18 protein-coding genes and 1 pseudogene are annotated in these 19430 nt (G+C 73.8%); 13 read left to right on the top strand and 6 right to left on the bottom strand.

Features of this window, described 5'->3' with window-relative positions:
* A pseudogene (locus tag ACQUQ1_RS09915) lies at positions 1-305 on the bottom strand (hypothetical protein); the annotation flags it as partial.
* Positions 306-647: 342 nt separating this feature from the next.
* Here ACQUQ1_RS09915 and ACQUQ1_RS09910 point away from each other — a divergent pair.
* The 4 genes from ACQUQ1_RS09910 to ACQUQ1_RS09895 all read left to right on the top strand — a co-directional run bounded on the left by ACQUQ1_RS09910 (position 648) and on the right by ACQUQ1_RS09895 (position 4480).
* Complete coding sequence (locus tag ACQUQ1_RS09910; protein ID WP_435064118.1) at positions 648-1238, top strand: DUF7344 domain-containing protein; 591 nt, start codon at positions 648-650, stop codon at positions 1236-1238.
* Positions 1238-1687: a hypothetical protein gene (locus ACQUQ1_RS09905; protein WP_435064117.1), complete on the top strand. Its 450-nt coding sequence runs from the start codon at positions 1238-1240 to the stop codon at positions 1685-1687. The genes ACQUQ1_RS09910 and ACQUQ1_RS09905 overlap by 1 nt, the downstream gene beginning before the upstream one ends.
* Positions 1688-1825: 138 nt before the next feature.
* Complete coding sequence (locus ACQUQ1_RS09900) at positions 1826-3352, top strand: replication factor C large subunit (protein WP_435064116.1); 1527 nt, start codon at positions 1826-1828, stop codon at positions 3350-3352.
* A gap of 72 nt (positions 3353-3424) precedes the next feature.
* Complete coding sequence (locus tag ACQUQ1_RS09895) at positions 3425-4480, top strand: zinc-dependent alcohol dehydrogenase family protein (RefSeq protein ID WP_435064115.1); 1056 nt, start codon at positions 3425-3427, stop codon at positions 4478-4480.
* Between the two features lie 80 nt (positions 4481-4560).
* Here ACQUQ1_RS09895 and ACQUQ1_RS09890 read toward each other — a convergent pair whose 3' ends face one another.
* The 4 genes from ACQUQ1_RS09890 to ACQUQ1_RS09875 form a co-directional block, all read right to left on the bottom strand.
* Positions 4561-5301: an amino acid ABC transporter ATP-binding protein gene (locus ACQUQ1_RS09890; RefSeq protein WP_435064114.1), complete on the bottom strand. Its 741-nt coding sequence runs from the start codon at positions 5299-5301 to the stop codon at positions 4561-4563.
* Positions 5298-6128 (bottom strand): amino acid ABC transporter permease, encoded by an 831-nt coding sequence (locus ACQUQ1_RS09885; protein WP_435064113.1) that lies wholly within the window; start codon positions 6126-6128, stop codon positions 5298-5300. Before ACQUQ1_RS09885 ends, ACQUQ1_RS09890 begins: the two co-directional genes overlap by 4 nt.
* Positions 6129-6134: 6 nt before the next feature.
* On the bottom strand, positions 6135-6947 hold the full coding sequence (locus ACQUQ1_RS09880; RefSeq protein WP_435064112.1) for a basic amino acid ABC transporter substrate-binding protein: 813 nt from the start codon (positions 6945-6947) through the stop codon (positions 6135-6137).
* Positions 6948-7023: 76 nt separating this feature from the next.
* Complete coding sequence (locus ACQUQ1_RS09875; protein ID WP_435064111.1) at positions 7024-7899, bottom strand: COX15/CtaA family protein; 876 nt, start codon at positions 7897-7899, stop codon at positions 7024-7026.
* Between the two features lie 164 nt (positions 7900-8063).
* Between ACQUQ1_RS09875 and ACQUQ1_RS09870 the strand changes: the two genes are divergently transcribed.
* On the top strand, positions 8064-8213 hold the full coding sequence (locus ACQUQ1_RS09870; protein ID WP_435064110.1) for a hypothetical protein: 150 nt from the start codon (positions 8064-8066) through the stop codon (positions 8211-8213).
* A gap of 126 nt (positions 8214-8339) precedes the next feature.
* Here ACQUQ1_RS09870 and ACQUQ1_RS09865 read toward each other — a convergent pair whose 3' ends face one another.
* Positions 8340-9428: a tubulin/FtsZ family protein gene (locus ACQUQ1_RS09865; protein WP_435064109.1), complete on the bottom strand. Its 1089-nt coding sequence runs from the start codon at positions 9426-9428 to the stop codon at positions 8340-8342.
* 156 nt (positions 9429-9584) lie between these two features.
* On the opposite strand from ACQUQ1_RS09865, the gene ACQUQ1_RS09860 reads away from it, so the two are divergent.
* From ACQUQ1_RS09860 to ACQUQ1_RS09825, 8 genes are all read left to right on the top strand, one after another.
* Positions 9585-10160, top strand: coding sequence for a DUF7310 family coiled-coil domain-containing protein (locus ACQUQ1_RS09860; protein WP_435064108.1), 576 nt, complete (start codon positions 9585-9587; stop codon positions 10158-10160).
* A gap of 4 nt (positions 10161-10164) precedes the next feature.
* Positions 10165-10722, top strand: a complete 558-nt coding sequence (locus ACQUQ1_RS09855; protein ID WP_435064107.1) for a DUF7311 family protein — start codon at positions 10165-10167, stop codon at positions 10720-10722.
* Entirely contained in the window at positions 10713-12707 is a 1995-nt protein-coding gene (locus ACQUQ1_RS09850; RefSeq protein WP_435064106.1) for an ATPase, T2SS/T4P/T4SS family, read from the top strand. Before ACQUQ1_RS09855 ends, ACQUQ1_RS09850 begins: the two co-directional genes overlap by 10 nt.
* Positions 12704-14527, top strand: coding sequence for a type II secretion system protein (locus ACQUQ1_RS09845; RefSeq protein WP_435064105.1), 1824 nt, complete (start codon positions 12704-12706; stop codon positions 14525-14527). Before ACQUQ1_RS09850 ends, ACQUQ1_RS09845 begins: the two co-directional genes overlap by 4 nt.
* Positions 14528-14626: 99 nt before the next feature.
* Entirely contained in the window at positions 14627-15109 is a 483-nt protein-coding gene (locus ACQUQ1_RS09840) for a DUF7283 family protein (RefSeq protein WP_435064104.1), read from the top strand.
* Positions 15084-15485, top strand: coding sequence for a DUF7285 family protein (locus ACQUQ1_RS09835; RefSeq protein ID WP_435064103.1), 402 nt, complete (start codon positions 15084-15086; stop codon positions 15483-15485). The genes ACQUQ1_RS09840 and ACQUQ1_RS09835 overlap by 26 nt, the downstream gene beginning before the upstream one ends.
* Complete coding sequence (locus tag ACQUQ1_RS09830) at positions 15482-16288, top strand: DUF7284 family protein (RefSeq protein WP_435064102.1); 807 nt, start codon at positions 15482-15484, stop codon at positions 16286-16288. Before ACQUQ1_RS09835 ends, ACQUQ1_RS09830 begins: the two co-directional genes overlap by 4 nt.
* Complete coding sequence (locus tag ACQUQ1_RS09825) at positions 16285-19416, top strand: DUF7286 family protein (protein WP_435064101.1); 3132 nt, start codon at positions 16285-16287, stop codon at positions 19414-19416. Before ACQUQ1_RS09830 ends, ACQUQ1_RS09825 begins: the two co-directional genes overlap by 4 nt.
* The last annotated feature ends 14 nt before the right edge of the window (positions 19417-19430 follow it).

Below are 19430 nucleotides of genomic sequence, written 5' to 3'. Positions count from 1 at the left end.
TCCTCGCCGTTGTTGACTACGTTCACCGCTCTGAACGTGGTCACGGCCTCGTTGTTCAATCCGGTACCGTCCGTGTCAGACGCGGCGGCCGACCCCAGATCGAAGGTCAGCGTCGTTCCACCGCCGTTGTCGTTGTATATGAACTCGTTGTCGGAATAGAGCCCGAGATACGCGGTGGCGTCGCCGGCAACGGATATCGTGACTTGCCGGGTCGCCGCGACACTCGTGAATGCATTCATTCCTGTTACGGCCGCTGCTCCAGCAGCGAGCGATCCCAATCCGGCGATCACGCTTCGTCGTTTCATGATTTGTCGCACCCCCGTGCACGCCCGTGTTGACGACCACCGAGAACCGCTCCCAGTCGGGATCGTTCTTGCGGCGTGTCCACGTGACTCATCAGTCGGACTCCGCTTTGGTATACACTCTCGGCAGTGCGAAGAGGACGGTTTCGGGTCTGAAGGGACAGTCGGCGGTGCACAAAGAGCGGTAGCGGTTCGATAGTGCTGGCTTAGCGAACTTCCGCTCAGCGGCAAGTTGAACATACCTTGGAAAGCCAACCATTCCACAGAATTGTCATATATCTAACTAAGAGGGTGTACCTATAGTCCTCCTACGGGGCTCAAACCGGTGCAAGGCTGGAGGGTAGTATGTTCGACGGCACGCTAAAACAAACGGGGGGCGCACAGCACAGCGAGAACGGCCATCTCTCGGAGGACGAGGTGTTCGAGATACTCAGCAACCGGCGACGCCGGTACGTCTTCCACTTCCTGAAGCGGCATCGCAGACGGGTCTATCTGCGGGAACTCGCGGAACACGTCGCGGCCTGGGAGAACGACAAGACCGTCCGCGAACTCTCCTCGGCGGAGACGAAGCGCGTGAAGACGGCCCTCCACCAGCATCACCTCCCGAAGATGGACGAGCGCGGGTTCGTCGAGTACGACTCGGGCCGCGAGACGGTCGTCCTCACCGAGGGGGCGGCCGACCTGGAGGTGTATCTCGACGTCGTTCCGGGGGCCGACGTCCCCTGGAGCCTCTACTATCTCGGCATCTCGGCGTTCGGCGTGCTCGCGGTCGCGCTCACGGAGTTCGATATCGGGGCCGCGTCGTCGGTCCCCGATCTGGGCATCGGGATCGGGTTCTGTGTGGCCGTCCTCGTCTCCGCGGCGGTCCACACGTACTTCAACTACTCCCGGCTTCGGCTCGGGAGTACCGCGAAGCCGCCGGAGGTACGGAAGTGATGAGCCGGGGGTGGATCGTCGCCGCCGTCGGCCTGCTCACGGTGGTCGTCACCGTGACCGCACAGACCGGCGCCTTCGTCGCCGTCTCGGCCGACCGGCCAGTCACGGTGAACGAGGTCGGCGACGACGAAGCGTACCTCGGGATCGACCGTACCTCCGTGACCGTCGACGGGAACACCAGCGACGGCGAGGCGCTCGCCACCTTCACCAACAGGTTCGCGCGGTCGGTCGACGTGGAAGTCGCCGTCGACGACCCGGACGGGTACCCGGTGCTGGAGGACGTCGACGGCCCGGGGACCCTCGGCGTGGGTGACGCGGGGACGCTCACCGCGGACGTTCGGTGCGACAACAGCACCGCGGCGCAATCGATCACGCTCGACATCGAAGCCGACGGGGGCAACGGCCTTGAGTTCGAGGCGACCCGGACTGTCGCGGTGGAGTGCGTCTGAGCCGGGTCGGACGCTCCCGGGGCGGTATGTGACGCTCCCGGGATACCTGTACGGGACGCCCCCGGCGGGCGGGCGCAGCCGAGCGACTCCCGCGGTGGCTCCGCAACCACTAAACGCGCCTCGCGCCACCCACCGACAATGACCGACTGGACGGAGACGTACCGCCCGTCCTCCCTCTCGGAACTGCGGGGCAACGACAAGGCGGTCGAGCAGCTCCGCGAGTGGGCCGACACGTGGGAGGACCACGGCGAGGCGGTCGTCCTGCACGGCTCGCCCGGGGTGGGAAAGACCTCCGCGGCGCACGCGCTGGCGGCCGACGAGGGATGGGAGACCGTCGAGCTGAACGCCTCCGACCAGCGGACCGCCGACGTGATCGAGCGGTACGCGGGGCGCGCGGCGAACAACACGACGCTGGGCGGCTCCGCCGGCGGCGACGACAGCGGCGGCCGTCAGCTCGTGATCCTCGACGAGGCGGACAACATCCACGGCAACCACGACCGCGGCGGCAAGAGCGCCGTGACCGAGTTGGTGAAGAACGCCGGCCAGCCGGTCGTGCTCATCGCCAACGAGTACTACGACATGAGCCGCGGGCTGCGCAACGCCACCCGGGACATCGAGTTCCGCGACGTCGGCAAGCGCTCCATCGTGCCGGTCCTGCGCGACATCTGCCGCAAGGAGGGGATCGAGTTCGACTCGGAGGCGCTCGACCGGATCGCCGAGCGCAACGCGGGCGACCTCCGCGGCGCGGTCAACGACCTCCAGGCGGTCGCGGACGGCCGGGACCGCCTCACGCTGGAGGACGTGATCACCGGCGACCGCGACCGGTCGATGGGCGTGTTCCCGTTCCTGGATCTGGTGCTCAAGGAGGGCGAGTCCGCGCGCGAGGCGCTCCAGTCCAGCTACGACGTGGACGAGACGCCCGACGACCTCACGAAGTGGATCGAGGACAACGTGCTGAAGGTGTACGACGCCGAGGAGGCGGTCCGGGCGTACGACCACCTCGCGAACGCCGACGTGTGGCTCGGGCGCGTGTGGGCGACGCAGGACTACTCCTACTGGCGCTACGCCGGCGACAACCTCTCGGCCGGGGTCGCCGCCGCCCGCGACGGCACCAAGGGCGGCTGGACGCGCTGGGGGCGCCCGCAGTTCTACCACTCCACCTCGAACACCGCCGACTACGTCGTCCGGGCCATCGCCGAACGGGGCGGCTTCTCGATGGACACCGCCCGCCGGGCGGTCCTCCCGTACCTCTCGGCGATGACCCACCACTGCAAGCCCCGCGACCTCACCGTCGAGATGGCCGCCGCCTACGAGTTCGAGGAGGAGCACGTCTCGTTCGTCACCGGGTCGGGCGAGACGACGAACAAGGTGCAGTCCGTCGTCGAGGACGCCGAGGAACTGCGCGCCGAGCGGATGGAGGAGCACTCCGGGGGCGCGTTCGCCGGGGTCGCCCCGAGCGACCGGGCGAGCGACGGCGACGACGAGGCCGACGGCGGCTCGGGGGGGAGCGACGGCCAGACCAGCCTCGCGGACGCCGGCGACGGGTCGGGGGGCGGGGGAGCGGAAGACGCCGCCGACGCCGAGACCGACGGGGACGCCCGGGAGGCGGACCCCGAGGCCGCCGAGGAGGACGACGGCCAGGCGGGGCTGTCGGACTTCATGTGACTCGCAGTGGCGACGCCCCGGGCCGGACCGTCACCGACCCGCTTTTTCACCCCGCGCCCCCACGGCCGAGGTATGCGAGCCGCCGTCCTCCGCGAGTACGGGGAGCCGCTCGACGTGACCGACGTGCCGGAGCCGACAGTCGACCCCCACGGCGCCGTCGTCGACGTGGAGGCGTGCGGCGTCTGTCGCTCCGACTGGCACGCGTGGATGGGCCACGGGGAGTGGGCCGACGATCAGGCGCCGACGGACTTCGTCCTCGGCCACGAGCCCGCGGGGACCGTCGTCGAGGTCGGCGACCGCGTCGAGTCGGTGACGGTGGGCGACCGCGTGGCGCTCCCGTTCAACCTCGGCTGCGGCGCGTGCCCGGAGTGCACGAACGGCCACGGGAACACCTGCCTCGACGGCCGCGCCCTCGGGTTCGAGCGCGCCGCGCCGGGCGCGTTCGCCGAGCGGGTCCACCTCCCCCACGCAGACTACAACGCGATGCGGCTCCCCGAGGGCGTCGCCGCCCGCGACGTGGCCGCGCTGGGGTGTCGGTTCATGACGGCGTACCACGCGCTGGAGCACCGCGCCCGCGTCGGCGCCGGCGAGTGGGTCGCCGTTCACGGCTGCGGGGGCGTCGGCCTCTCGGCCGTGCAGGTGGCGGACGCGCTCGGCGCCCGCGTCGTCGCCGTCGACGTGAACGCGGAGGCGCTCGACCGCGCGAGCGCCGCCGGCGCCGACGAGACCGTCCGCGGCGACGAGGCGGACGTGCCAGCCGCCATCGAGGCGGTCACCGGGCGCGGCGCGCATGTGTCGATGGACGCGCTCGGGCGGGCGGAGACGTGCCGCAACTCCGTCGCCTGCCTCCGCGAGCGCGGCACGCACGTCCAGGTCGGGCTGACGACCGACGCCGAGCGGGGGGAGGTGTCGCTCCCGACGGACGCGATGACGCGCTGGGAGGTGGACTTCCTCGGCTCACGGGGGATGCCCCCGACGCGCTACGACGAGCTGCTCGGGCTGCTAGAGGCGGGTGACCTGGACCCGAGCGTGCTCGTCGGGCGCGAGGTTGGACTGGAGGACGTGCCGGCGCGGCTGGAGGCGATGACGACCTACGACACCGACGGCGTCGAGGTCCTCACGTTCTGAGCCCGCGCCGGATCGACCGGACCGGGGCGGTCGGGAGCGGGAGCTGGACGGCGCAGGGAGACGGAATCCGCGGACGGCGGCTACAGCAACTTCGAGAGGAACCGCCGTCCGCGCTCGGTGGTCGGCTCGTCGAAGAACTGCGCCGGCGGCGTCCGCTCGACGATCTCGCCGTCGGCCATCAGGGTGATCGTGTCGGCGACCTCGCGGGCGAAGCCCATCTCGTGGGTGACGACCATCATCGTCATCCCCTCCTCGGCGAGGTCGCGCATGACCTCCAGCACCTCGCCGACGAGCTCGGGGTCGAGCGCGCTCGTCACCTCGTCGAACAGCATCACCTCGGGGTCCATCGCCAGCGCGCGGGCGATGGCCACCCGCTGCTGCTGGCCGCCCGAGAGCTCGCTCGGGTAGGAGTCGGTCTGGGCCGCGAGGCCGACCCGCTCCAGCAGGTCGCGGGCGTCCTCCTTGGCCCTCCGCTCGTCCACACCCTTCACCTTGATCGGGGCGAGCGCCACGTTCTGGAGCGCCGTCTTGTGCGGGAAGAGGTTGAACGACTGGAACACCATGCCGATGCGCTGGCGGAGCCGGTTGATGTCCGCGTCCGGGTCGGTCAGCGGGACGCCGTCGAGGCGGATCTCCCCGGACTGGATCTCCTCCAGCCGGTTCGTACACCGGAGCAGCGTCGACTTGCCCGACCCGGACGGGCCGACGACGACGGCCACCTCCCGGCGCTCGACCTCGAGGTCGATGTCCTTCAGGACGTGCGTCTCGCCGAAGTACTTGTCCACGCCGTCGAACTCCAGGAGGGCGGGGTCGGCACTCATCTGTCTCTCCCCTCCCAGTCCGCTCGTCCCTCGAGGTAGCGGACGGTCTTCCCCAGCGGGATCGTGATCGCGAGGTACCCCACCGCGACCAGCAGGATCGGCGTCCACGCGTCGAAGGTGGCGCTGTTGACGTTCTGGAAGAAGCTGATCAGCTCCGGGAACGCCAGCACCGACAGCAGCGAGGTGTCCTTCACGAGGATCACCTGGTCGTTGCCGATGGCCGCGAGGGCGTTCCGCCACGCCTGCGGGAGGATCACCTCCCGCATCGCCTGGATGTAGCTCATGCCGAGCGAGCGGGCGGCCTCCATCTGTCCGTCCGGCACCGCGTTGATCCCGCCGCGGAACGCCTCCCCGACGTAGGCCGCGTGGTTCAGCGTCAGGCCGATGATCGCCGCCGGGTACGACCAGTCCTCGAACGGGAACGCCCCCGGCGCCCACAGCGACGGGATGCCGATGTAGATGACCAGCAGCTGGAACAGCAGCGGCGTCCCGCGGAAGAACTCGATGTACCCGACCGCGACCGTCCGGGTGAACCGCGTCTTGGACACCCGGGCGAACCCGACGATCAGCCCCGCGAGGATCGAGAGCACGCTGCCGACGACGACCACCTGGATCACCCGGAACAGCGCCTGCAGGAACTGCGGGTAGACGACCTCCGCCGCCAGCGACGGGTCGACCTCGCGGACGACGATCAGGCCGATGAAGCCGACGACGAGGAGCGTGAACAGGGCCGTCCCGACGATCCCGATCCGGCGGAGCGTCTCTCCCGAGACCGCCTCGCGGACCTCGGGGTCGGCGGTCGCGTCCTCGGAGTAGGAGCCGGCCATTCGGCGTTACCCCGAGAAGTACTCGTTGTAGATCTCGTCGTAGGTGCCGTTCTCCTTGATCGTCGCGAGCGCCTCGTTCACCTGCTGGCGGAACTCGTCGTCGTCCTGCCGGAAGGCGATGCCGTACTCCTCGACGGTGAGCGTGAGGTACGGCGGGGCCTCCGAGCCCTGCTCGGCGGCCGCGCCCTCCCCCTCGACGAAGCGGACGTTGTCGTTCTGGTCGACGAACTCCGCGTTCACGGTGTTGTCGTTGACGACGGCGACCACCTGATTGTTGATGAGCGCGTCGAACGCCGCGGGGATCTGGTCGTACCGCTTGATCGTGAGGTCGCCGCCGAACTCCTCCTTCAGCGCCTCGGCGGCGTTGGCGCCGGTGGTCCCCTTCTGGACGCCGACGGCCTTCCCCTTCAGGTCCTCCTTCGCGTCGATGTCGGAGTTCTTCAGGACGACGATCGTCTGGTAGGCCGTGAAGTAGGGGTCCGAGAAGTCGACCTTCTGGGCGCGCTCCTCGTTGATCGTCATCGCGGACATGATGACGCGGAAGTTCCCGTTGTTCAGCGACCCGATGATGGTGTCGAAGCTGGTGTCCTGGAACTGGGGGTCCATCCCCAGCTGGTCGGCGAAGATCGCCTCCGCGATGTCCACGTCGAACCCGGTCAGCTCGCCGTCGGTCGTCTCGTACTCGAACGGCCGGTACGGGATGTCCGACCCGATCGTCACCGTCTCCGTCTCGCTTCCGCCACCGCCGCCGAGGCACCCGGTCACCGCGAGGGCCGCGCCGGCCGCGCCGGCGGATCTGAGGTACGTGCGTCTGTCCATGACGTCACACGATACCCCGCGAGTCTATTAGTTCCCTTCGGTGGGCTCCCGTCCCGTAAGAATTGCCGACGGCGGGTCAGTCGTCCGTCGACCCGTAGACGGGCCGCTCGACGTCCGGTTCGACCCCCCGGAGCGCCCAGGCCGCGCCGGCCGCCAGCGCCACGGCGACCGCCAGCACGAGCCAGTTCACGAACCGCACGGCCGCCGAGTAGACGACGAGGTCGCGCCCGAGGACCATCGCGACGAACAGCAGCGCGCCGGCGCCGCCGGCGGCCGCCCGGGGGATCAGTTCTCCGAGGTCGCCGAGCCACCGCGTCGCCGCGAGCAGGGCCGCGAACGCCGAAAGCGACACGGCGTAGAAGGCGGCCTGCTCGGGCGGACCGTACGAGGAGACCGGGTCGATCCGCGAGAGGACCCAGGCGACGACGAGGCCCCCCAGGCCCACGCCCACCGCGAGCCGGCTCCGCGCGAGCGCGTCGCGCGAGAACCGCCCGTCGTAGGCGGTCAGCGTGGTGTACGACAGCAGCGCGAAGATCGAAAAGCCCGTCAGGAAGTGGGCGGCGTGGACCGGCGCCGAGTAGCCGCCGGGGAGCGCGCCGTTGAGCGTCACGGTGATCGCGCCGAATATCGCCTGCAACGGGGTGAGAACCGTCGCCAGCGTGACGGCGTAGCGCGTCCGAGCGGTGAGCCGGTCGCGGGCGCGCCACGCCCAGACCGCCCCGCCGAGGATGAGGAAGCCGGTTATCATCGCCCACAGCCGGTGGAACCACTCGATGAACGAGGGGATCGACTGCGGGAGCACCCCGCCGTCACACAGCGGCCACTGCTGGGCGCAGGCCAGCCCCGCGCCGGTCGCGGCGGTGTAGATCCCCAGCGAGATGAGCGTCAGCGCCATCCCCGTCGTGAACGCCGCGTACCGACGGAAGGTGAGCCGGTCGGGTCCGCGTGTCATCGGCGGGACTGGGGGTCGCGCGCACTTAGAACGCGCGATCCGGGGCGTGACCGACCGCGGACCGGCCGGCCGTGACGGCCCGGGTCCCCGGCTCGGGGCGAATCGATTTCGAGTTCCGGACCGTAAAATATATTATATCGCCCTCCGCCTTCGTATCTAATCGAATGGAATACAGGTTCGAATGCGAGTGCGGGGCGGAGGTCGCCGACTTCACCCGCGGCGACGACATCGAGGTGAACACCGTCGCCATCTGCGACGAGTGCGGCGCTACCTACGGACTCACCATTACGGCGATCCAGAACCCGAACGCGTGACCCGGCACGCGGTCGACGGTCGCGATACTCCCCTCGCCCGCGCGGTCCGGGTTCGGTCCCCGTAGCGGCGGCGGTCGGCGGCCGGTCGCCGCCGTGTGCTCGCCGCGGACGGCGCCGGTTCCCCGCTCACATCAGGCTGTCGAGGTCGTCGTTCTGGAACAGCTTGTCCTCGTCCTCGCGCTCCTCCTGCTGGCGCCGGGCCTCCTCGCGCGCCTCCTTCGCGCGGCGCATGAACTCCTCGAGGCGTTCGGACCGCTCCACGCCGCCGAGCAGCACCAGCGCCGCGAGGCGCTCGGAGTCGATCGGGAAGTCGCCGCCGCGGACCTGCATCGAGTCCGTCTCCTCCTCGACCCACTTGCGCGCGCGCTCGACACCCTTGCGCGAGATGCGGTCGGGCTTGCCCGCCACGACGAGCAGCGCCGAGTCCGCCTCGGTCGCGTTCGGGAGGCTCGTGCCGGTGAGGAGGGCGTTTCGCGTGACGCTCGTGACGACGTTCACGTTCGTGTCCGGGTCGTCGTCCGCCTCCGCGCTCGCGTAGCCGATGGCCGCGACGCCGCCCGAGCGCAGCGTGTTGATCACCTCGCTGGAGTCGACGACCGACTCGCCGACGCCCTCTACGTTCTCGCCGGAGGCGAACAGGAGGCCGACGCGCCGGGCGATGGACTCGTTGATGCTGTCGAAGCCCTCCTCCAGGCTCTCGCCGGAGGCGTGCCACGCGTCGTTGTCGATGAGGATCGTGGCGTCGGCCTCGCGGGCGAGCGTCTTCAGCGACCGCCCGGCGTTCACCTGGTACATCGCCCCCTCGCCGCGGCCCGGGAGGATCCCGAGCGCGTACACGGGCACGTCGTACACCCGCTTGAGTTCCTTCGCGAGCACCGGCGCGCCCCCCGAGCCGGTTCCCCCGCCGAGCCCCGCGACGACGACGATGGCCTCCGCCTCCGCGGTGATCCGCCCGTCGAGCGCGGTCATGACCTCCCCGGCGTCCGACTGCATCACCTCGGCGCCGAGCTCGTTGTCGCCGCCCACGCCGTGGCCCTTCACCCGGTCCTGGCCGATCAGGACCGTGTCGATGGGGAGCGACTGGAGGTCCGCCTTCGCGGTGTTGACCGCGAGCGCGCCGCGGATCGAGTCGAATCCCATGTCGTGGTCGAACTCGACCAGCGAGGAGGTGACCTTGCCGCCGGCCTGGCCGACGCCGATGAGGACCGTCTTCATGCGAGTATCGTTCACGCACCCGACCGCTTGAATCTTCCCACGGCCGCCGATCCGACGCGGACCGGCGGCCGACGGTACCGACGAGCGGGGGTGTCGCCGGCGTTCGACACCGCCGCCGGGCGCACGTTTATATACGAATCCGCGGCCACCGGAACCATGTCACGGGACCGACCCGACGCCGGGACGACGACCGACGCAGCCACGGGGACCGACACCGCCACGTCGACCGCGTCCGGCGGGACGACCGACGCCGACGCGCCGGGGACGACCGTGGAGTCGCTCGCCGCACGCCTAGACGCGGTCGAACGCGCCGTCACCGACGGGGACGAGGGGGACTTCGCTGCCGTCGCCGCGGCGGCGGCTGCGACCGAGCGACTCGACGCCGCCGAGACGCGGATCGGCGACCTCGCGGACCGGGTCGCGGACCTGGAGGCGGCGACCGGGGCCCTCCGCGGGTACGTCGGCGCGGTCCGCGCGGTCAACGAGCGGGTCGAGCGCCGCGCCGACCGCGCGCTCGCGGCCGTCGAGCGAGCGGAGGGGGCCGGGGCGGTCGACGACGACGGCCCGGACGCCGGGACGCTCGCCGCCGCCCGCGACGACCCGGAGGTCGACGGGGGGGCGACCGGCGCCGTCGACCGGTCGTCGGAGGCCCCCGGAGGGGTTCGGGAGTCGGACGGACCGAACGCCGATCCCGACGGGTCCCTGGCCGATCGGTTCCGGGACGCGCTGTGAACCCGTGATCAGGGTCGTGTTCGCGGTCGCGGTGGCGGCGGCGTTGCTCTCGGCGTCGCTGCCGGCGGTCGAGTCCGCCCGCGCCGACCGCACCGCGGCCGCGCTCGACCGCGCCGCCGAGCGGGTCGAGCGCGCCGGGGCGTCGCTCCGGGAAACCGAACCGGCGCGCGTCGTCGAACGGTCCGGATCGGGGGGTGCCGACGGGGGCGGCTCGACGTCCCCGCCGACCGCGCGGCGCGTCGTGACGGTCGACCGCCCGCGTCGGTCGCTCCTCGCGGCCGGGGTCGACGCGCTCGCGATCTGTCCCGGAGACGACGCAACGGACGCGGTGTTCGTGTACGCGGTCGAGGGCGGGGACACGGTCCGGCGGCGACTCGCGGGCGAGTGGGACGTCCCGCCGGGCGGGATCGCGATCGACGCCTCCGCCGGGTCGCGGCTCGTCCTCGAACCGGTCACCGACCGCGGGAGCGGATGCGTCGGGATCCGCGTCCGAGCGCCGGGTCGGCGGGAGCCGCACGGAGATTCAAATACGGAGACGGAACCAGCGTCGCCATGCGACTGATGGACCGGCTCCGCGGCCGCGACGACGGCGCGACGGGGGTCGGACGCGACGGCGACGGTCGCTCCCGAAGCGACGACGCCTGCGGGTGTCGACCCGCGTTCGAGACCGTCGGCGGCGATCCGACGACGGAGCGGACGGTCCTCGCCGTCGACGCCGGCGACTGCGACGGGGGCGACCTCGCGGCCGACCGGGCGTGCAGGGCCACGGTGATCGACGCGCTCGCGGACCGCGACGCGGACCTCGTCCGCGTCCGCGACGGGGGTCTCGACCGCTTCTACGACGGCGGGGCGGTCGCGCTGCTGGTCGCCGCCGGTCGGTTCGTCGAGTCGGTCGCCCTTCGCGACGCGAGGCTGGCCGAGCGGGCGCGCGCGGACCCGCTCGGCGTCGCCCGGGAGGCGGTCGGGCGGGCCGGACCGGTCGCCCGTGTCGCGGCGGAGACCGGGCTCGCTGCGTGTGCCGAGGGGGCCGAGGGGTACGAGACCGCGTTGCGGTCGACCGTCGCGCCGACGGTCGCGCTCGGCCGCGGGGACCCCGCGCCGCCGCCGGGCGTGACGCTCCGAACCACACGGGACCTTCCGACGGGTGCGAGGGCGACGGTCTACGACCGCGATCAGCTGGGACGGAGGGGCGCGAGTCAGCCCCCGCACTACCACCTCCGTCCGAGCGACGCGGGCCTCGGATCGGACGCGCTCGACGTGCTCTCGGCGGGCTACGAGGCACTGGCGATCGGGACAGTCGAGCCGGGCGACCGCGCCGCGACGCGCGCGATCCGTCACGTGATCCGGTGCGGGCGAACGGGGTCGGACGGGTTCCCCGTCGACCTCCCGCTGGAGAGACTCGCGACGGTGCTGGAGCGGCACACACGCGGCCTCGGGGTGCTCGACGACATATTTGCTGACACACGGGTTACCGACGCGTTCCTCTCCTCTCCCGGGGACGGACGGTCCCTTCGAGTCCGCGTCGACGGCGAGGCCATGACCACGAACGTCAGGCTCTCTCCGGCGGACATCGCGGCGCTGTCGGCGCGCGTCCGCGCCGCGAGCGGACGGACGCTCTCCCGGGCCTCGCCGACGACGGACGCGGCGGTCGGCGGCGTTCGGGTCGCCGCGGTCACGGCCCCCGCGAGCGACGGTCCAGGGTTCGCGTTCCGCCGGCACGACGACGACGCCTGGACGCTTCCCCGGCTCGTCGCCGTCGGGTCGCTGCCGCCCGCGGTCGCCGGACTGCTGTCGGTCGCCGTCGAGCGCGGCGCGGCCGTGCTCGTCGCCGGCCCGCGCGGCGCGGGCAAGACCTCGTTGCTCGGCGCCCTGTGTTTCGCGGTGTCCCCCGCGGTACGGACCGTCGTCGTCGAGGACACCCCCGAACTCCCCGTCGACGGACTCCGCAGGTCGGGGCGGGACGTGCAGCGGCTCCACGTCGGAACGGACGCCGTGGCACCGCTCTCGCCGACCGAGGCGGTCCGGACGGCGCTCAGGCTGGGCGAGGGAGCGCTCGTCGTCGGCGAGGTCCGCGGCGAGGAGGCGCGCGCGCTCTACGAGGCGATGCGGGTCGGCGCGGCCGCCGACGCCGTGCTCGGAACCATCCACGGAGCGGGCGGCGCGTCCGTCCGCGAACGCGTCGTCTCCGACCTCGGCGTCCCGGCGTCCTCGTTCGCGACGACCGACCTCGTCGTCACGCTCGCGCCGGACCACCGGATCGCCGCCGTCGAGGAGGTTCGCGGCCCGGGTCCGGACGACCTCGCCGCGCTCGTCTCCCGGAACGGACCGCGTGCGGTCGCGACCGGCGTGGTCGACCGCGGGGAGAGCCGTGTCGTCGCCTCGCTCGTCGCCCCCGACGAGACGTACGCCGACGTCCGTGCGGCCGTCGACGAACGGGGGAGCGACATCCGGGCGCTCGCCGACGCCGGACGGACCGGGCCGAGAGTCGCCGGTCCTGTCGAGCACGGGGCGTCGCGTCCGAGCGACGCCCAGCCCGGGTCACGATGACCCGGACACGGCACCGCGCTCGCCTCCGACGGGTCGTCTCCGTCCTCGCGGGCGTGTGGCCCGGACCCCGATGGCCGGCGGATCCACCGCCCGACCTCGACCGCGCCTGTTCGGCGTTGGACCTCGGCGTCGACGCCGGGGAGGTCGCCGCCGCGGGGGCGACGCTGGGAGTGCTTGCCGGCGCCGGCTCGTTCGCGGTCGCGTTCGTCGCTGGAACCCTCGGATCCGTTCCGCTGGTCGCGGTCCCGGGGGTCGCGTCCGGGATCGGGGTCGCCGTCGGCTGGTCGACCGGGGTCGCCTGCCGACGGGGTCCCGTCGTCGCAGCGGCGGTCGTCCGGACACGCGCCGTCGCCGACGCGGCGGCGGTGGTGGGGTCCCTGGCGCGCTCGCTCCGCGTCGAGCCCGTCCCCGAACGCGCGGTCCGTGCGGCCGCCGGGGACGGCGACGGGACGCTCCGCCGGAGCCTCCGGGAGCACGCGGACCGTGCCGCCGTCGCCGGTGCCGCCGACGCCGGACTGACGGCGTTCGCGCGGGAGTGGTCCGAGTGGTTCCCCGCGCTGGAGCGGTCGGCGGCGCTCCTCCTGGCGGCCGTCGACGCCGAGGCGGGCGAGGACCGCGAGCGCCTGTTGGACCGCGCCGTCGCCGCCGTCGAGGAGGACCTCCGGGACCGCGCCGCGGCCTTCGCGGGCGACCTCCGCGGGCCGGTCACCGGGCTGTACGCCTTCGGCGTGCTCCTCCCGCTGGCGCTCGTCGGGGCGCTCCCCGCGGCCGTGGCCGCCGGCGTGTCGGTCCCGCCGTCGGCGTTCGTGCTGGCGTACGGCGTGGTCCTGCCGGTCGCGCTGGCGGCTGTCGGCGGTCGGCTCCTCCTGCGCCGCCCGGTCGCGTTTCCCGGCCCGCGGGTCGGCCGCGACCACCCGGACGTTCCGGACCGACGCGGGGAGAGCGCGCTCGCCGGGGCCGGGGTGGCCGCGGTCGGGTGGACGCTGGCCGCGGTCGCTGTCGGCGACTGGGCCGCGCCCGTCGCGGCGGTCGGCGCCGGCGGCGGCGCCGCGTTGGTCGTCCTGCTCCGTCCGAGACGACGGGTACGCCGCCGGATCCGCGAGCGCGAGCGGGGCCTACCCGACGCGCTCGCCCTGCTCGGCCGCCGGGTCGACGACGACGACTCGGTCGAGCGTGCGCTCCCGGCGGTGGCGGCGACGCTCCCCGGACCGATCGGCGAGGCGTTCTCCGCGGCCTCCCGGCGGCGTGAGGCGCTGGGGGTCACCGTCGAGGCCGCGTTGGCCGGCGAGGGCGCCCCGTTCGACCCGATCCGGGGCGGCGGCCCGCGGACGCGGGGGGCGATCGCGTCGGTCGCCGCCGCCGTGACGGAGGGTCGCCCCGCGGGCGACGCGATCGTGGCTCAGGCCGAGCGCCTCGACGCCCTCGCCGAGTCGGAGCGTGCCGCGCGACGGGAGCTGGCGACGGTCACGGGCACGCTCCGCGACACCGCGGCCCTGTTCGGCCCGCTCGTCGGTGGTGCCACGGTCGGGCTGGCGGCCCGACTCGACGGAATGGGAGCGCCCGGCGGCCCCGCCGGGTTCGCCGGTGCCGGCGTGGCGGACGGCGCCGCGAGTTCGGCGACCGCCCTCCCGCCAGCCCTCGTCGGCACGACGGTCGGCGCGTACGTCCTCGCGCTGGCCGCGGTCCTGACCGCGCTGGCGACGGGGCTGGAGCGCGGCATCGACGGAACAGTCGTCGGCTACCGCGTGGGTCTCGCGCTCGTCTCCGCGACCGGGGCGTTCCTCGCCGGCGTGGTGGCGACGCGGCTGTTGATCGGGTGAACGCGGAACGGTCCACGGGGGACCGCCCTCGACAGTCGGGCCGGTTCGGAACCGGGATCCCGGCGAGAGTTCAAATACGGGAACGGGACCACCCCCGGCATGTTCGACGCACCAGTCGACGTCTGGTACGCGTGGCTCGGCCTCGCCGTCGCCGGGGCGGTCGCGCTCGGCACCGTCTCGGCGCTCCCGACCGCGCCGCCGCCCGACGCGGCCGCGGTCGCGGGGACGGTCGACACCGTGACCGCCGCGGAGGCGCCGGCGGCCGCGCGGTACCGACTCCTCGCCGACGAGGTCCGCGTGACGACGCGTGGCGTCTCGCTCCGCTCCGACGGCGGCACCGCCTTCGCGGCGTTCGCGGTCGGCGCGGTCGTCCCGGTCGAGCGCGGGGGCCCGCTCGCCGGCGTGGCACTCGGCGATCCGCCCGGCCGCGCCTTCGAGACCCCGGCCTCGTTCGCCGGGGCGGTCGAGCGCGCACGCGCCGCCGGGCGGGCCGGCGACGCCGAATGGACGACCGGACGGACGCTCCACGCCCGTCACGTCTCGTGGGGGGAGACGGATGTCACGCTCGTCCTCGTCGCGTGAACGCGGCCAGGCCGAGCCGACGGTCGCGCTGGCGGCCGTGCTGGCGCTGTCGTTCGGCCTCGCCGCGTACGCCGCCGTACTCGGCGGGGTGGACGCCGTGACCGGCCCGTCCGCCGGCCCGACGCTCGAACGCGTCCACGAGGGAGTCACCGTCGGCGGCGTCGCCGACCCGGATCGGCTGGCGGACGCGACGGAGCGTGCCGGCGCCGACGCGCTCGAGATGAACGCGACCCTGACAGCGGCGGGAAGACGCTGGAGCGCGGGGGAGTCGCCGCCGACAGGGGGAGCCGGCGGAACCGCGTCTCGGGCGACCGGCGTCGCGCTCGCGCCCGGCCGCGTCCGGCCGGGGACGCTCAGCGTTACGGTGTGGCGATGACCGGGTCACTGCTCGACGTCTGTCTGGCGCTGGTACTGATCGGCGGGGCGGCGACGACGCTCGCCGGGGTCGGCACGACACCTGAGGCGGCCGCGACGGCGGGGGATAGCGCCGGGGGCACGGCGACGTCGCTCGCGACGACCACCGCCGCGGTGGAGTACACGCTCGCCACGGAGCCGGCGGAGGCGTCGCCGGAGGCCGAACGCGTCGGTCACGCGACGCTCGCGGAACACCTCGCACGGGCAGCGGTGCGGTCCGCGACTCTCGGGGGGAGGACGCTCTCGCCGGCGGCCGCCGACTACCGCCGCGCCGTACGCGCGACCGTCGCCGAGGCCATCGGACCCCGGACGGAGGTCCGTGCGGACTGGCGACCGCTGCCCGGCACCGACCTCGGCGGCGCGATACGCGTCGGCGCCGCCCCGCCGGCGGACGCCCCAGTCCGCGCGGCCCGCATCTCGGTCCCCGCTCCCGGTCCGACGGCGGCGGCGGAGCCCGGGGCAGCGAGTTCGGCCGCGCGTGCCGCGGTCGCCGCCCTGTTCCCGCCGGACCGGATCGCCGCGTCGGCACGTGACGACGCCCCCGCGTCCGACCTCGTCGTCGAGCGGTACCGGCGCGCCGGCGCCGCGTTGGACGTGGATGCGGTCGACGCGTTCCACCGTGACGGTCCACGCGGGGCGAACCGCCTGCTGGCGGACGCGCTCGCCGACAGGGCCGCGGGAGGGACGGCCGACCGGACCGCGACGGGACACGGCCGGGAACGGGCCGGAACCGTGGTCATCGTGGTCAGGACGTGGTCGGCGTGACGTCCCGACCCCGCTTCGGCGCCGCCTCCGGCGCCGTCGCGACCGGTGGATCCGGGGACGACCGCGGGCGCGTTCCGTTCGCGCTCGTTGGCGTCGTCCTCCTGCTCGGGAGCGTCACGTACGCGAACACGCTCGCGCTCCGCGGGCCGACCGCGGTCGACACCGCCGCGGACGACGCGCTCGAACGGGCCGAGGCGGCCGGCAGACCCGCCGTCCGCGCTGCGGCGACGGCCGCCGCCCGCGACGCCGCCGAGAACCCCGTCACGGCCCCCGCGAACACGACGGTCGGCGACGCTCTCGATCCGAACGCGCCGTTCCGGGACGCGCTACGCCTCCGGATCGCGCTGGCCGCCGCCGACGCGCTCGCGCGGACGGAGGCGGATGTGGGCGGCGTAACCGCGACGGCGTCGCTCCCGGCGGTCGGCTCGCCGGCGGACGTGCCGGCAGCCATCGACCGCGTGACGGTCGAGCCGCTGTCCGACGGCGCGGCGATGCGAGTCGCGGTTCGGAACGTGACGCTCACCGCCCGTGAGGGGGGCACTGTCGTCGCGACACGCCGGGTGAACTACTCCGTCGCCGTCGCCGTTCCCGTGCTCGCGATGCACGAGCGGACCCGGGCGTACGAGCGACGGCTCAACCGCTCCCCGTTCGAGGGTCGGGGGCTCGGCCGGTCGCTCACGTGGCGCCTCTGGGCGGTCGCGCAGGCGCGCGGGACCGCCCAGTACCTCGGCGCGCCCGTCACGAACGTCCTCGCGAACCGGCACGTGGAGCTGTCGACGAACGCCGCGGCCCTTCGGACGCAGGGCGCGGTGTACGGCCGAAGCGATCCGGCCGGGCGGGCCGCGATGGTCCGCGCGACCGCCCGCGTCGGCGCGACGGACCTGCTCACCCCCGCCATGGATCGCGGGCCGGCCTGGACGCGGCGCGTACTCGGCGAGGCCGGCACCGCCGGGGGAGGGGATACCGGATCGACGCTTCCCGCGGGGGTCGACGGCTCGGTCACGAACGACGGGGGAGACGGCCCGATCCGGGTCGGCGTGAACGCCACCGCCGACCGGGCGTTCCTCCGACTCCTCGACGGCGAGGCTGACGGTGGGTTCGAGGCCGCTGTCCGGGGTGCGTACAGGACGACCGCGAGCCGGCGCGTCGCCGTCGTCTCCGCGACCCCGACCTCCCCGCCGCCCCGCGACCCGCCGGACGGGAACTGGACGTTCCTCTCGGCGACGTCCGCTCGGGAGACGGTCGTCGTCGCGCGCGAGTCGGTCGCGACGCCGTCGTCGCGGGCCGTCGCCGACGAGCGTCGGACCGTCGAGGTCCGGCACCGCGAGACGAGGTACTGGCTGACGAACGGGACCGTGCGGACGACGACCGCGGCGTGGGTCGATCGCTACCGTGTCCGGATCACGCTCGACGTGACGTACGCGCCGATCGTCGGCCCGGATCGACCCGCGGACCCGGTGTTCGTCCGAGGCGGCGCCGTCGACGGACCGAACCTCGCGGACGTGCCGGCGGCCGTGCGAGACGAACGACTCCAGGCCGGGACCACCGACCGGCTCGCACGACGAGCGGTCGAGGGGGGCGGGTCGACGACGCGGACGACCCAGTACGGGGCTCGCCCCGAGAGACTCGACGAGTGGATCTATCGGGATCTGGCCGGGCTCCGCGACCGTATCCGGAACGTCTCCGTCGGAGTGTCACGGGACTCGCTCGCGTCCGGCGAGGCGAACGCGCCGGCGCGGCTGGCGGCGACGATCCGGGAGGAGCGGGCGAGGCTCGTGAACGCCCCCGACCGCTACGACGGCGCGGCGGACCGCGCCCGGGTCGCCGCCCGGGCCGCGTACGTCGACGCGGTCCTCGCGGAGTTGGATGCCCGTGCCGTCCGCGCCGGCGGCCGCAACGACGCCTACGCGGACCGCGTCGGCGACCTCCGCGCGGGGGTCGACGGCCGGCTCGACGACCTGAGCCGCGTCGCCGCCGACGCGACCGCGCCGGACCCGTCGCCCGTCGGCCGTTGGCACGCCGGCGAGGTGACGCTCACGCCGCGCGGGACGCCGGGGTACCTCCCGGTCACCGCGGTCGACGCGACGCGCGTCCGGTCGCCGGAGCGAGGCGAGTCGATCCGCCCGCTCGTCGCGCGCAACACGAACCTGTTCACGGTCCCGAGCGGCGACGCCGCGGACACGGTGACCGACGCCGCGCTCCCGGGGCGGCGCACCGCCTCGCTCGCGACCGCGGGACGGACTCTCGTCGCCGCCGAACGGACCGCCGCGGCGACGGGCGGGTCCGGAGACGCGGACGGGACCGCCCGCGAGACGCTCGAACGCCGCGTCGCGTCGGAACTCCGTTCGGTCGAGTCCCGCGCGGCGACCGTGCTCGCCCGCCGGACGGCGCTCTCGGCTCGCGAGCGCGCCGCCGCGGTCCGCCGGGCGAACGCCCGATGGCCGACGCCCGGCGCCCGCGCAGTCGCGGTCGTCGACGGTTCCTACGCGGCGGCCGTCGCGCGCGAGGCTGCCGTCGCCGGGTCGCTCGACCCGATCGACCGTGACCGGCTCGCGGTCCGTCTCCGGGTCGCGGTCGCGGAGGCGGCCACCGACGCGAGCGTCGCCGTCCCGGCGGACCTCCAGGTCGGCGTGGTCGACAAGACGCGCGAGGCCCGACGCGAGGCGCTCCGGAGGGCTGCGGCCGCCGCGGGCGAGAACGCGACCGAGACGCTCCGGAAGCGATACGGGAAGCGTGCGTTCGGCGGCGTGACGGCCGGGCTCCCGGTCGCGCCCGTGCCGGGCTACTGGTACGCGACGGTGAACGTCTGGGACGTTGAGGTCGCCGGCGCGTACCCCCGGTTCGTCGTCTCCGCGCGCGTCGGCGGGCCCGACGGCGCCGACGGTCGGATCCGGTACGTCCGCGACGGCGCGAACGTGACCGTCGACGTCGACGACGACGGGGTCGACGAACGGGTCGGACGGAACGAGCGCGTCTCGTTTCGCACCTGGACGGTCGTGATCGTGGTCGTCCCCGCGGGGAAGTCCGGCGTCGGCGACGTCGGGGGCGACGCCGACGAGCGATCGGACGGCTGGCCCTGTCCGCCCGCGGCGTCGGCGCCGGGGTGTCCGCCGCCGCCCCCGGAGTGACAACGGTTTTGGGG

Origin of the sequence: Halobaculum sp. EA56, from assembly GCF_051195075.1 — an archaeon.
In the GTDB taxonomy this organism is placed as follows: domain Archaea; phylum Halobacteriota; class Halobacteria; order Halobacteriales; family Haloferacaceae; genus Halobaculum.
Note: the sequence above shows the minus strand (reverse complement) of the source record. Positions and strands in the feature narration are given on the sequence as shown.

Bases quoted from the DNA above. Each gene is read 5' to 3' on its own strand.
- ACQUQ1_RS09910 (WP_435064118.1), top strand. From the start codon at position 648: ATGTTCGACGGCACGCTAAAACAAACGGGGGGCGCACAGCACAGCGAG.
- ACQUQ1_RS09905 (WP_435064117.1), top strand. From the start codon at position 1,238: ATGAGCCGGGGGTGGATCGTCGCCGCCGTCGGCCTGCTCACGGTGGTC.
- ACQUQ1_RS09900 (WP_435064116.1), top strand. From the start codon at position 1,826: ATGACCGACTGGACGGAGACGTACCGCCCGTCCTCCCTCTCGGAACTG.
- ACQUQ1_RS09895 (WP_435064115.1), top strand. From the start codon at position 3,425: ATGCGAGCCGCCGTCCTCCGCGAGTACGGGGAGCCGCTCGACGTGACC.
- ACQUQ1_RS09890 (WP_435064114.1), bottom strand. From the start codon at position 5,301: ATGAGTGCCGACCCCGCCCTCCTGGAGTTCGACGGCGTGGACAAGTAC.
- ACQUQ1_RS09885 (WP_435064113.1), bottom strand. From the start codon at position 6,128: ATGGCCGGCTCCTACTCCGAGGACGCGACCGCCGACCCCGAGGTCCGC.
- ACQUQ1_RS09880 (WP_435064112.1), bottom strand. From the start codon at position 6,947: ATGGACAGACGCACGTACCTCAGATCCGCCGGCGCGGCCGGCGCGGCC.
- ACQUQ1_RS09875 (WP_435064111.1), bottom strand. From the start codon at position 7,899: ATGACACGCGGACCCGACCGGCTCACCTTCCGTCGGTACGCGGCGTTC.
- ACQUQ1_RS09870 (WP_435064110.1), top strand. From the start codon at position 8,064: ATGGAATACAGGTTCGAATGCGAGTGCGGGGCGGAGGTCGCCGACTTC.
- ACQUQ1_RS09865 (WP_435064109.1), bottom strand. From the start codon at position 9,428: ATGAAGACGGTCCTCATCGGCGTCGGCCAGGCCGGCGGCAAGGTCACC.
- ACQUQ1_RS09860 (WP_435064108.1), top strand. From the start codon at position 9,585: ATGTCACGGGACCGACCCGACGCCGGGACGACGACCGACGCAGCCACG.
- ACQUQ1_RS09850 (WP_435064106.1), top strand. From the start codon at position 10,713: ATGCGACTGATGGACCGGCTCCGCGGCCGCGACGACGGCGCGACGGGG.
- ACQUQ1_RS09845 (WP_435064105.1), top strand. From the start codon at position 12,704: ATGACCCGGACACGGCACCGCGCTCGCCTCCGACGGGTCGTCTCCGTC.
- ACQUQ1_RS09840 (WP_435064104.1), top strand. From the start codon at position 14,627: ATGTTCGACGCACCAGTCGACGTCTGGTACGCGTGGCTCGGCCTCGCC.
- ACQUQ1_RS09835 (WP_435064103.1), top strand. From the start codon at position 15,084: ATGTCACGCTCGTCCTCGTCGCGTGAACGCGGCCAGGCCGAGCCGACG.
- ACQUQ1_RS09830 (WP_435064102.1), top strand. From the start codon at position 15,482: ATGACCGGGTCACTGCTCGACGTCTGTCTGGCGCTGGTACTGATCGGC.